Annotated in this window: 11 protein-coding genes; 7 read left to right on the forward strand and 4 right to left on the reverse strand. The window is 56.5% G+C overall.

From position 1 onward, the window contains the following. Positions 1-85 precede the first annotated feature (85 nt). Both MKZ35_RS07175 and MKZ35_RS07180 read right to left on the reverse strand, forming a co-directional pair. Positions 86-670, reverse strand: a complete 585-nt coding sequence (locus MKZ35_RS07175) for a transposase (protein WP_482512551.1) — start codon at positions 668-670, stop codon at positions 86-88. Positions 671-798: 128 nt separating this feature from the next. Continuing rightward, entirely contained in the window at positions 799-3561 is a 2763-nt protein-coding gene (locus MKZ35_RS07180; protein WP_482512552.1) for a polynucleotide kinase-phosphatase, read from the reverse strand. A gap of 120 nt (positions 3562-3681) precedes the next feature. On the opposite strand from MKZ35_RS07180, the gene MKZ35_RS07185 reads away from it, so the two are divergent. Genes MKZ35_RS07185 through MKZ35_RS07205 form a run of 5 tightly spaced genes read left to right on the forward strand, consistent with a single transcriptional unit; the run spans position 3682 to position 6441 of the window. After that, complete coding sequence (locus MKZ35_RS07185; RefSeq protein ID WP_482512553.1) at positions 3682-5040, forward strand: putative sensor domain DACNV-containing protein; 1359 nt, start codon at positions 3682-3684, stop codon at positions 5038-5040. 30 nt (positions 5041-5070) lie between these two features. Further along, positions 5071-5268, forward strand: coding sequence for a hypothetical protein (locus tag MKZ35_RS07190; RefSeq protein ID WP_482512554.1), 198 nt, complete (start codon positions 5071-5073; stop codon positions 5266-5268). Positions 5269-5323: 55 nt separating this feature from the next. Further along, on the forward strand, positions 5324-5680 hold the full coding sequence (locus MKZ35_RS07195; RefSeq protein WP_482512555.1) for a type II toxin-antitoxin system RelE/ParE family toxin: 357 nt from the start codon (positions 5324-5326) through the stop codon (positions 5678-5680). Beyond that, complete coding sequence (locus tag MKZ35_RS07200; RefSeq protein WP_482512556.1) at positions 5658-5963, forward strand: helix-turn-helix domain-containing protein; 306 nt, start codon at positions 5658-5660, stop codon at positions 5961-5963. Before MKZ35_RS07195 ends, MKZ35_RS07200 begins: the two co-directional genes overlap by 23 nt. Positions 5964-5994: 31 nt before the next feature. Beyond that, positions 5995-6441: a DUF2750 domain-containing protein gene (locus MKZ35_RS07205; protein WP_482512557.1), complete on the forward strand. Its 447-nt coding sequence runs from the start codon at positions 5995-5997 to the stop codon at positions 6439-6441. Positions 6442-6479: 38 nt separating this feature from the next. Here the strand turns inward: MKZ35_RS07205 and MKZ35_RS07210 are convergent, their stop codons facing one another. Both MKZ35_RS07210 and MKZ35_RS07215 read right to left on the reverse strand, forming a co-directional pair. After that, positions 6480-7097 carry a methyltransferase gene (locus MKZ35_RS07210; protein WP_482512558.1) on the reverse strand — a complete coding sequence of 206 codons (618 nt, stop codon included), beginning with the start codon at positions 7095-7097 and terminating at the stop codon, positions 6480-6482. Between the two features lie 119 nt (positions 7098-7216). Beyond that, the gene (locus tag MKZ35_RS07215; protein WP_482512559.1) at positions 7217-8029 is read right to left on the reverse strand and encodes a 3' terminal RNA ribose 2'-O-methyltransferase Hen1; all 813 of its coding nucleotides are present in this window, start codon (positions 8027-8029) and stop codon (positions 7217-7219) included. Between the two features lie 269 nt (positions 8030-8298). Here MKZ35_RS07215 and MKZ35_RS07220 point away from each other — a divergent pair, with 269 nt between their 5' ends. Together MKZ35_RS07220 and MKZ35_RS07225 are read left to right on the forward strand one after the other, a co-directional pair. After that, complete coding sequence (locus MKZ35_RS07220; protein WP_482512560.1) at positions 8299-9792, forward strand: PhoX family protein; 1494 nt, start codon at positions 8299-8301, stop codon at positions 9790-9792. A 97-nt stretch (positions 9793-9889) separates the two neighbouring features. After that, a complete protein-coding gene (locus tag MKZ35_RS07225; protein ID WP_482512561.1) occupies positions 9890-11836 on the forward strand; it encodes a cytochrome-c peroxidase in 1947 nt (648 codons plus the stop codon). Positions 11837-11870: the final 34 nt, after the last annotated feature.

Below are 11870 nucleotides of genomic sequence, written 5' to 3' on the forward strand. Positions count from 1 at the left end.
GACACTTCGCGTCTCCTCGTTGAACGACCGGCACCACACAGCACAAGCAACGATTGAGACGCGAAGTGTCGCGTCTCTACAGCGCTCAGCGGTAAAGGCCCTCTCCATTATCGTATTCAGCCTCCCAACGGGTAGGGTTGGTACTGATGTAGTGGCGTATTCGTTCTAATTCGTGCTGGTTTCGCACCACTCTATCGTAAAAGCGGGGCTGCCAATGAAATTCTATGCCATGGTGACGGGCGTACGTAGTTACTGCTGATTTAAATCCGCGCAGCACCGAAGCCAAGTTCTTAGACTGCGGGCCAAACCGGTTGTCATACGCTGGTAGAGACGCGATACCTCGCGTCTCCCCGCTCGTAGCGTTTGGTTCATCCTTATCGAAGAGCAATACGCCGTGCAGGTGGTCAGGCATTATGATAAACGCATCTATACTTACGAACGGCGCAAACTCAGGAATGGCGTTCCAGTAGTCAGCCGCTTTTTCACCTAATCCCGAGGTGCGCAAAAAAGCACCATCCCAATTTCCTTCGGGCACCTCGATAGTACCAAGATATGGTTGTCGGTCTTTTGTACAGATGGTGATAAAATATATGCCGCTCTGCCCATAATCGTAGCCTGGCAAGCGAGTAGAAGCTATGCGGTATTTATCCTGATAACGAGAATCATCCATTAAATAAGCACGATTGTAGAGACGCGATACTTCGCGTCTCCTCGTTGCTGATGGTGTTTGACTGACTGTTCTTATTTAGTCGTTCAACGAAGAGACGCGAAGTGTCGCGTCTCTACAATCGTGCTGAATTATAAGCGCGGGTCCACGGCCTCACTTTCCAGCGCCAGCACACCAAACACGCACTGGTGCACCTCCCGTAGCGGGGCGCCGGCCACGAAGCGCTCCAGCCCTTCCACGCCGAGCGCGAATTCCCGCAGAGCCAGGTTGCGCTTGGCTTTTACGGCCCGCTCCTTCAGGCGCTCCAGGTTGCCGGGCAGCAGGTAGTCGGGGCCGTAGATAATGCGCAGATACTCGCGGCCCCGGCACTTGAGGGCGGGCTGGATAAGGCCTTTTTTGGTGGCGGGAATGAAATCGTAGGGCTTCACCACCATGCCTTCACCCCCGGCTTCGGTGAGGTCGGTCCACCACTGGATGGCGGCTTCCACGGCGGCGGGATCTTGCAGGGATACTACGTGATAGGTGGTGGCGCGAAGCAGGCCGGAGTCGGGCAGACAGAGGGCGCGCAGGGTTTCCATGTGCCAGGCGTGGTCTTTATCGAAGTAGGTGCGGCCCTCCGTGGCCAGCAGGTGGAAGGGCGCCAGGCGCAAATCGTCGAGGCTCTCCACGGGCCAGCAGTAGCGGCGGTAGGCTTCGGCGTAGTGGGTGGCGGCGGTGCGGCGGGCCGTGGTACGGGCCAGCAGGGCTCCCACGCCGTCGAGGCCGCGGGTGGCGGCTTGCGCTAGCGTGGCTTCGGCCAGGGGCAGGGCCGCGTCGGCAGCAGCAGCTACGGCGGCGTATTGGTTTTTGATTAGCTCCTGGGCCTTGGCCGACCACGGCAGCAGCTCGGCATCGAGGCAGAGCCAGTCGGTGTGGAATTTCTCCCAAAAATTGCCCCCCAGCAGGGCCGCTTGCAGGCGAGTGAGGAAGGCGGATTCCAGGGCGGGGTCGGTGAAGAAGTTGCGGCCGGTGCGGGTGTAGCACTTGCCCGGCCCCTCGCCCACCACCCCAAAGCGGCGGCGGGCGGCGTCCTCGTCGCGGGCCAGCACCACCACGACGCGGCTGCCCATGTGTTTTTCCTCGCACACCACGCGCTCCACACCCTGTCGGCGGAAGTAGTCGAAGGCCTCGGCGGGGTGCTCCAGCAGGTCGGGCAGCGGCGAGGTTTCGGTGGGCGACATGGTGGGGGGCAAATACAGCAGCCACTTGGGGTTGAGGGCAAACCGGCTCATCACTTCCAGAGCCGCAATGGCGTTTTCCTCCCGAATGGTAACCGACGGCAGCAGGCGCGGCCGGATGATTTGCTTGCCCGTCACGTCGCGGATGTCGAGCAGGTCGTCGTGCTGCTGCTGAGCGGAAAGGTCGGTTTGGGTGGCCTCAAGCAGCTGAATGCTACGATAGTTCAGCGGGCGCACCGGCTCGCAGTACACGCGGGCGGCGGGCACCGAAATCAGCTCCCGCTCGGGGTAGCGCAGGGCCGTGAGCTGGCCGCCAAACACGCAACCGGTATCAATGTCGATGGTATTATTCAGCCACTCCGCCTCGGGCACGGGCGTGTGGCCGTACACCACCATCGCCCGCCCCCGATACTCGGAGGCCCAGTTGTAGCGCACGGGCAACCCGAATTCGTCAATCTCACCGGTCGTTTCGCCAAACAACGCAAAGGCCCGCACGGCGCCCGAGCCACGACCCTGCATTTCCTCGCGCATGCCGGCATGGGCCACTACTAAGCGGCCACCATCCAGCACGTAGTGGCTCACCAGCCCATCCAGAAACTGCCGCACCTGACTCTTGAACGTGTCCGATTCGGCGACCAGCTGCGCCAGGGTTTCGGCAAAACCGTGCTGCACGTTCACATTTTTGCCCCCCAGATGGCGCAGTAGCTTGATATCGTGGTTGCCGGGCACACATAGGGCTAGCCCATCCTGCACCATGCGCATAACCAGGCGCAGCACTTGTGGCGAGGCCGGGCCACGGTCTACTAGGTCCCCGAGGAATATGACGCGGCGTTCGGCTGCCCGCTTGTAGTAGGGCTGTAGAGACGCAATAGTTGAAGTCTCGTCGTTGCTGATGCTGTTTGGTTGAATGTCTTGACTTGGGTTGTTCTCCAACGAATTTTTCAACGACGAGACTTCAATTATTGCGTCTCTACCGCCTGTCACCTCAACGCGGCGCGTTACGCGCACGCCCAAATCCTGCGCGTCCACGATTGGCTCCTCTTCCACCACAAAGCCCAGCTTATCGAGCAGCTGCACCAGCTCATCGTAGCAGCCGTGCACGTCGCCGATGATGTCGAAGGGGCCGTTTTCGTGCTTGCGGTTGCTGTAGAGCGGGTCGCGCACCACCGTTTGCACGGCGTCGATTTCCTCGGGACCGTGGAGGTGAAAGATGTGGTGGAAGCCTTCCTGCTTGAGGGTTTTGAGGCTGCGGCGCAACTGTTGGCGCTGCTGGGGCACTACGTGGCGGGGCAGTTGCCGACGCTCGGGGCGGGTCTGGTTGCGGTCTTCGGCCACGCGGTCGGGCACGTCGAGGATGATGACGGTGGGCAGCACATGGTAGTCGCGGGCCAGTTGCACGAGGACTTTGCGGGATTCGGGCTGCACGTTGGTGGCATCGACTACCGTGAGCAGGCCGCGCTTGAGGCGCACGCCCACCAGGTATTGGAGCAGGGCAAACGCGTCGGGTGTGGCCGACTGGTCGTTCTCGTCGTCGGCCACCAGGGCCCGGCAGTAGTCGGAGGATACGATTTCGGTAGCCCGAAAGAGGCGGCGGGCAAACGTACTTTTTCCCGCCCCCGACGTACCCATGAGCAGGACCAGCGAGAGTTCAGGAAGTTTTAGGGTAGTCAGAGGCATAAGGAAAAAGCGGACGTATATTTAGGAATAGCTTACTTGGCAACGTTAATGGGTTTCTGGCTTATTCGGGACGATACGATGGCACATATAAACTCCACCTATCACGACTTAGCTAGGCTCGTGTACAAAAAGCTAACGAAGACGAATTATCCGCAGCCCAGCGAAGAAATATTAGCGCACCTCTTCGAGAACCTGTTTTTTACGAGCCTTAAAACGGAAGAGCGTCAGCTGATTAAGGTTACGGTCACCTTCATTGATCCGGCCGACCCCGACCCTACCCCGCCCGAGCGCATTGTGGCTGACCGCTGGAATTATATCCACTTCCGCAAACGCATTCCCTTCACGGTTAAAAACATCGTCAAGCTGTCGAAGGCAGCCGACCCGTGGAGCTCGTCGCTGGCCGTGTACTACGACTCGAATAATGAGCTTTTTATCTGGGGAATGATCGACCAAGCGGTTCATTACCAGGACTTTCTTAACTACGAAACCGAGTCCGGCTCCGAGCAGCCCGGCCTTTTCCAGACTACTATATCCGACATCGGGAGCATTCATGTGATGCTCGATTATGAGTTAATTGCTACTTTAAAGCAAAACACGCTAATCAGCAATTATGTCGATGTGTTCAGAAAAGGGACCGTTAATAAAATACTGAAATCATTCTCCGAGCCTTATAAAAAAGCAGTCCGAAACTATATTAAAAAACAATACGAAGACGAAGACCCCAGAGATTGGGACGAGTATATAGAAACCTCCATTATTCAGTCATTATCGCGTATTCTGCTCAAAACTCAGAATTACCACCACGGGGGGGCTTTTTTAATAACCCCGTACCAAAAAGCAGGTTTAAATGTAAAACACGAGTTATCCTACGACCGGTTATCCAGGGCAATCGTGAATTATATTCAGCTTAATATATCGCACTACAAGTATTCGACTGCCATAGCTGATGAATTTTCGAAAGACGAGAAAAATCTGGTTCCCGTATCCTTGTATGTAAGCGAAAACGTATCGGAGGCGCAGAAAAAGGAAACAAGTGATGAAATAAAAGGTGCTATTCGATTTATTTCTTCCTTATCCTGCGTCGATGGTTTAGTAGTACTTACTACCGATTTAAAAGTAAAAGGCTTCGGCACCGTTATTCGGTCTAAGCCCTTACCGGACTATGTGTATGTGTCCAAAAGCGCTACTGTGCGCGATGATAAAATCACGGCCGTGAGCCCCAATCAATTTGGCACCCGACACTGCTCTATGTTTTCTTACTGTTGGAGCAATAATGGCAGCTTAGGATTTGTTATTTCTCAGGATGGCGATATTCGGGCGATTACGAGAGTAGAAAATAAATTAATTATCTGGGAAAATATCAAAGTCCAACAATTTATTAAAAGCGAAAAAATAAGCAGACCGCTTCACATTAAAAGTGACCTTGGCAAGCAGCTGGTGCAGCCCAACGCAAGCGGGCACGGGGACGGGCGAAGCTAGATGCAGCGTAAGTTTGACAGACAATAGCACGTGGCCGGCATCAACGGCACCCCCACCGACCGCACCATTGCCCTCAACCTAGCCAAGCTAGGCGCCATCAAAGGTGGCACCCTCAGCACCGAAGGCACCACCACCCGCGACTTATGCACCCGCAGCTTCAGCGGCACGGCGCTGCCGCTGCCGGTAAAGGCGTGCGGTGGGTTTGTGCTGGAATTGAATTCAGGGTGAAGAGGAATCTATGTATAGACAGCCATGTTGTTACCTAATTCGCTAACTTTATAGCATGGCCGGGAAAGTTACTCGCAACATCTTTTTCTATCGACATTACTTCCTCAACTTCTACGCTACTCTAAAACCAAGCGTACAGCGCAAATTCGACTGGACTTTACAATTGGTTTCGACCGTAGATCAGGTACCGGTTAAGTTCCTCAAGCATTTGGAAGGTACAGACGGGCTATATGAAATCCGGGTAGAAGTCGGCTCTGACATCTACCGCGCCTTCAGCTTCTTTGATAAGGGTCATTTAGTTATTCTGCTGAATGGTTTTCAGAAGAAAAGCCAGAAAACGCCCAAAAACGAATTAGAACAAGCCGTTAAACTCAAAAAACAATACGTCGATGAGCAAGCAATCAGCCCCTAATCTTACTTCCCTCCAAGATCATCTTGACAAGCAGTATGGCCCACGCGGCACGGCTGCCCGCGACGAATTTGAGGAAGGCTTTGAGGCCTTCAAGCTCGGCGCTATGCTACAAGAGCTGCGGAAGGAACGGGGCCTCACTCAAAGCCAGCTCGCCGAACGCTGCGGCACCACTAAAACCTACATCTCCCGCATCGAAAACGACGCTGCTGATATTCGACTCTCCACGCTGATGCGGATTATTCGGGAGGGTTTAGGAGGGCACTTAAAATTGAGCGTAGAATAAAAGTACCTTTTTACAAAAACAGGAAAGCTACATGCTCCAAGACGCCGCTACTACTAATTATAAGCACCAAAAATTTGTTGAAAGAGTTGTTGAATTCGATACTGTTTGGGCACTTGAGTCTAAAGATGGATGGGCAACTTCATCTTCCAACGAGTTCGACGATGCTGAAGTGTTTCCATTCTGGTCTGATAAAGCGTATGCTAGTGCAGCGGCCAAAGAAGATTGGGCCCAATACAATCCAAGCGCAATGCCGTTATCAGAATTTTTAGAGAATTGGCTAATTGGTATGTCCAATGATGGATTTTTGGCTGTTACCAATTGGGACGCCAATGCTTTTGGCAGAGAAAATGAGCCCCTAGATTTAGCTTTAGAAATAGTTGACCAACTAAAAGCCAAGAACAGAGACCTGAGCTTTCAAAAATATGACAGCTTGGATGACTTTGAAAATCAGGTTCGTATAGCAAACTTTTCAGACTAAAGCTCATCGTTGCTGCTTAGGCACTATTGTAACCAGCATCAACTCTCGAACACCGCCAACTGCGAGGGCGCCCCTACTCCTTCCACTTCCGGCCCTAGCGGCTCCACGAGCACGCGGTAGCCGTGGCGCTCGGCCACTCCTGCCACCCAGGCCGCGAACTGCGCCCGCGTCCATTCGAAGCGGTGGTCCTGGTGGCGGAACTCCCCGGCGGATAGGGTTTCGCAGCGCTGGTTGTAGTCGGCGTTGGGTGTGGTGACGAGCACGGCGCCGGGGCGGGCACGGGCAAATACCACCTGCTCGAAGGCAGCCAGCCGGTTTTCGTCAAGGTGCTCGATGACTTCGACTACGGCCGCCGCGTCGTAGCAGCTGAGGCGGGGGTCGTGGTAGAGCAGGGAGCCTTGCACCAGCGTGAGCCGCTCCCGCTGCCTGGGGGGCATTTCTACTACGTGCAGGCGCTCGTGGGCGCGTTGCAGCTCGCGGTGCGAAACGTCCATACCCAGAATATGCTCGACGTGCGGAATTTTGAGCAGGCGGCGTACCAGCTTGCCTTCCCCGCAGCCCAGGTCGAGCACGCGCTTGGCGCCGAGGTGGCGAATTTCTTCGGCTACGCGGTCGAGACGGAGGTCGTGAAGAGATGTTTTTTCGGCTTGTTCCATGGGTGGTTCACCCCCTAGCCGCGCATCTGCTTTAAGCGCAGAGTTCCACGGAGAGGGGGAACTGGCATTTAGATTTAACTCTGGATCAGATAGACCCGAGATTAAACTAGAACTAGAGTCTAGTTCCCCTCTCCTGGGGACTCTGCGCCTAAAGCAGATGCGGGGCCAGGGGGTGAGGCAATCGTTAGGTCTTCCTCCCCCGCCAGCAGCCGTTCCAGCGTTGGATCGACGTATTCACGCAGATTGCGCAGGTAGCGGCGCGTAATAAACTCCCGATCCGGGTGGAGCGGCAGCCACTCGCCGCCACGGTGCAGGAGCTTGTCGGCCTCGGCCTGCCCGATGTAGTAGTGCTTGTCGTTGTCGAGCACGGAGATGAGCACGTAGAGGTGGCTGAGTAAGTCGCGCAGACGCAGAGCCGGGTGGCGCAGGCGAAGCGTGAAGTACCGACTGTCGCCCCAGGCCGGCACGGTGGGGTCGAGTGGGTGCGCTTCGGTTTCGATTTCGTAGCCTAGGGGGGCAAATAGCCGTTGGAGCTGACTGGCGTTGGCGGCGGGCAGAGCAGCTACGATAGCTTCGAGCGGCAAAAGTGTGTCCGGTAGGTCAGGGCGGTCTTTGCAGGTACCGTTCATGGCCGTGTTGAAGGCTTTGACCAGCGCCGAACTCATAAAGGAAGAGGCCGCGTAGGGCCGGTCGTTCACGTGTTGCTCCAGAGCAAAGCCTTCCCCAGCCGGGCCGCGGTGGTTCCGCACCAGTGCTACCGGGTCGATGTCAAGCAGTAAAGCGGCAGTGCAGCGCTCCGCAGTAGCCTCGGGGTAGAAGATGTGGGCCTGGCCGTAGGCGATATCCACCGATTGCAGGCGCGCCGGATTCTTATGCAGCAAGTAGCCCAGATCGGTGGCGGGCTGGTGGGTAGTGGTGATGGTGAGCAGCATAAGTAGAAGCTAAACCGGCGAAAAAGCCCCCCAAGATACACGTGGCCCACAATTGTACTGGCATATAGACTGTGAGAGGCCGATCGAAATCCATTATGGCCCTGTTGGCGCATTGCAAACGTCCTCAAGCTCATTCCTGGCACCTCTTCGCAATTTCTTCACACTGCCGTCACAGCTTGATAACCGCCCCTTTACACGACGGTAATATGGCTCCAATACTTTTGGGCAACTCTAATACGCAACCTCTTCTCCTACCTAACTATTTGTTTATGAGCACCATTACTCTTTCAACGCGCCTTTCAGCCGTGGCCCTCGGGGCCCTGCTGGTTGGCTGCGAAACCGACAAAGGCAATCAGCCCTCCATTCCTGTTAATGGAGTAAAGCTGGCCAATCACTCCGTGACACCGGCCCTCATTAAACCCCTGACCGGCTTCGACAACCTCAAGATTTACTCCCTTATCAGCTCCGACGACGTGCTGCCTGCCTCGCCCGACTTTATGTTTGGCGGCTCGGCCGACGGCGCGGGCCTGCTGCGCAACCCCGACGGTGAGGGTTTTACCATGCTCGTTAACCACGAGGACAACCTATCCATCTCGCGGGTGAAATTCGATAACACCTTCAAGCCCGTGGGTGGTGAGTACGTGCTTAACTCCGACGGCGGCCGGTGGCGCTTGTGTTCGGCCACGCTGGTTACGCCCAAGGAGCACGGCTTTGGCCCCGTATTCCTGAGCGCGGGTGAAAGCGATGTAAACGCCCAAACTCATTTGATTGACCCATTTGCGCCGAATAACACCCAAGGTATGGCCAAAGGTATTCGGGGTCTGGGTTACTGGAGCGCCGAAAATGCCGTGCCTTTACCCAAGTCGGCCTACCCCGGCAAAACGGTGGTCCTGACCGGCGAAGATGCTTCCGACGCCACTGGGGGGCAATTAGCGCTTTACCTGAGCAACGTGGTAGGCGACCTCGACGGCGGACAGCAGTACATGCTCCGCCGCACCGATCTTAACCAGAAGGAAACTGACATCAATGTGGGCCAGAAGTATGACGTAGAGTTTGCCCTGATTCCGGACCACAAGAACCTGACCGGCAACCAAATGCAGGCGCAGGTTGACCCGCTGAAAGCCATCAAATTTGGCCGCGTTGAGGATATCGACTACCGCAAAGGCCACGAGAACAACGGCAAGAGTAACCGCGCCAACGGCCGTGAAATCTACTTCAACGTAACCGGCCAGGCCGCTTCCGGCGCCAACGCCGATAAGTCGCGCACGGTGTGGGGCCGCGTGTACCGCCTCGTGCTGGATGAGAAAAATCCGCTGAAAGGCACCTTGGAAGTAATTCTGGACGGCGACGACCGCACCGGCATTGCCGGCGAATTCCAAAACCCCGACAACATCTGCGTAACGGAGAACTACGTGTATGTGCAGGAAGACTCCAACGGCTACGGCCCCGAAACCCACGACGCTTACATCTATCAGTACGCTATCAACGGTGGCGGGATGAAGAAAGTAGCGGAGCTGGACCACCGCCGCACCGAGGCCGACGCTGCTAAGTACAACGTTGGTAGCGGGGCCTCTCGCAAAGGCAGCTGGGAATACGGCGCCATGCTCGATGTATCCGATGAGCTGGGTATTCCTAACACGTTTACGGTGTGTATTCAGCCCCACAGCTGGACCGGCCAGAAGTACCGCGACGGCGGTGCTAAGCCCAACAACGGCAACACGCAAGCCAGCCAGCTGGTAGTTATCAGTGGCCTGCCACGCTAACCACTTAGTACTGATAGAAAGCCTCGTCCTACCCGGATGAGGCTTTCTCATTTGTATAAAAAATTATTTACTCATTTGTTTATTCATTGATAATCAGATGTTAAGAATTATATTCTGGGCGGCGTTAAGCTTATTCATTCTTGCCTTGTGTGGGCCCATTGCCTGCCAACGACCCGACGCTAGCGCGACCCAGCGGGCGGCGGCGCGGGCGGCCGATCAGGTGTTGGCTACCTATCAAAAGAACCTGATAGGGCTCGATTCAGCCTTAGCTCTATTGGAGCGAAGCGTGGCTACTAAAGCGCCAGTTGCCGTGCAGCGACGAGCGTATCGGCAGGCGCGGCTGCGCTACAAGCGGGTGGAATTTTTGGCTGAATACTACCAGGCCTCCTTGGCTAAGCTCTTAAATGGACCGGCCATTATTGAGGTAGCCGACTACGACCAGGAGCAGCGCAAGATTATGCCGGAAGGGTTGCAGGTGATAGAGACCTATTACTACCCCAAAGCTTACGGCCCGGACCAGCGTGCTGAGCTGCTCAACCAGCTGGCCCTCATGCGCAGCTCCCTGCGCGGCCTGCGCAACTCGGCCGATATTCTGGTGCTCACCGACCGGCACGTGTTTGATGCTCTGCGCCTGGGCGTGTTCCGGGTCGTGACGCTCGGGCTGCCGGGCTTCGATACGCCCGCCTCGCCCGCAGCGGCCGTGCCTGAGGCAGCCACCAGCTTGCAGGCGCTCCGGGCTGCGCTGGCGGCTTACGCGCCCGACTTACACACCCGCGACGCAGCGCTGGCGAAACGCCTCAATCAGACTTTTGCTAGTGGCCTGGCTTACTTAACACGCGCAGATGCAACCGATTTCGACCAGCTTACTTTTCTGACCCAATACGCTAATCCCTTATCACAGCAGTTGCAGCAGGCCCAATTGGTGTTGGGTATTTCCGAGTTTAAAGAAGCGCGGGCACTGCGGGCCAGCGCCGCCACACTGTTCGATTCAGCCGCCTTCAATCCCGACTATTTTGCCCCCCAGAGTGATGCCCGCACCACTTCAGCGCAGATAGCGCTGGGCGAGCAGTTGTTTTTTGATCCGGTGCTATCAGGTAACGGTAGCCGTAGCTGCGCTTCCTGCCACCAGCCCGCCCGCGGATTTGCTGAAAATCGGGCCCGGAGTGTGGCATTTACAGGTAAAGGAACGGTTGGCCGAAATGCTCCTACCCTACTGAACGCAGCCTTGCAGCGCACGCAGTATCACGACGGCCGCCTGACTTACCTCGAAGACCAGGCCGCCGACGTGCTGGCCAACCCCACCGAAATGCACGGCTCGCTGGCCCGCGCTGCCACGCTGTTGCGCCAAAGCCCGGCGTATCGGGCGGCGTTTGCGCAAGCTTTTGAGGTAGCAGAGGCGCCCACAACCAGCATTACAGAGGCGAAAGTGCAGAAGGCCCTGGCCAGCTATGTACGCTCCCTGGTGCGCCTCAATGCCCCCTTTGACCGCTACGTGCGGGGGGAGCCGGAGGCCCTGGGTGCGGCGGCAAAGCGGGGTTTCAATGTGTACATGGGCAAGGGCAAATGCGGCACCTGCCATTTTATGCCTCTTTTCAACGGCAACGTGGCCCCCACCTTCGACCGCACCGAAACCGAGATTCTGGGCGTACCGGCCCAAGCCAGCCTCCACCCCCAAAACATTGACCCCGATCCAGGCAAGTTTCGCTTGCAAAGCATTGAGTGGCAGCGTCACGCCTTCAAGACGCCCACCCTGCGCAACATCGCCCTCACCGCGCCCTACATGCACAACGGCGCCTACAGCACGCTGGAAGAAGTAATCGAGTTCTACGACCAGGGCGGCGGCGCAGGCCTGGGCCTCGATGTGCCCAACCAGACGTTGCCATCCGATAAGCTCAATCTCAGTAAAGCCGAAAAAAGCGACCTTCTGGCCTTCCTCCATAGCCTCACCGATACCACCAACACCCAAAAAGCCCCCCAGCGCTTACCGGAATTCCCCGCTGGCATGGCTCAGCTGAATAAGCGGGTTGTGGGGGGCAAATACTAGGTTTTGAGGCGTTTGTAACGTAACACCATCAAAC

The organism is Hymenobacter sp. R533113 (assembly GCF_056835965.1).

Excerpts from the sequence above, each read along its gene's own strand:
- MKZ35_RS07175 (WP_482512551.1), bottom strand. The coding sequence starts at position 670 with ATGGATGATTCTCGTTATCAGGATAAATACCGCATAGCTTCTACTCGC.
- MKZ35_RS07180 (WP_482512552.1), bottom strand. The coding sequence starts at position 3,561 with ATGCCTCTGACTACCCTAAAACTTCCTGAACTCTCGCTGGTCCTGCTC.
- MKZ35_RS07195 (WP_482512555.1), top strand. The coding sequence starts at position 5,324 with ATGGCCGGGAAAGTTACTCGCAACATCTTTTTCTATCGACATTACTTC.
- MKZ35_RS07200 (WP_482512556.1), top strand. The coding sequence starts at position 5,658 with ATGAGCAAGCAATCAGCCCCTAATCTTACTTCCCTCCAAGATCATCTT.
- MKZ35_RS07205 (WP_482512557.1), top strand. The coding sequence starts at position 5,995 with ATGCTCCAAGACGCCGCTACTACTAATTATAAGCACCAAAAATTTGTT.
- MKZ35_RS07210 (WP_482512558.1), bottom strand. The coding sequence starts at position 7,097 with ATGGAACAAGCCGAAAAAACATCTCTTCACGACCTCCGTCTCGACCGC.
- MKZ35_RS07215 (WP_482512559.1), bottom strand. The coding sequence starts at position 8,029 with ATGCTGCTCACCATCACCACTACCCACCAGCCCGCCACCGATCTGGGC.
- MKZ35_RS07220 (WP_482512560.1), top strand. The coding sequence starts at position 8,299 with ATGAGCACCATTACTCTTTCAACGCGCCTTTCAGCCGTGGCCCTCGGG.
- MKZ35_RS07225 (WP_482512561.1), top strand. The coding sequence starts at position 9,890 with ATGTTAAGAATTATATTCTGGGCGGCGTTAAGCTTATTCATTCTTGCC.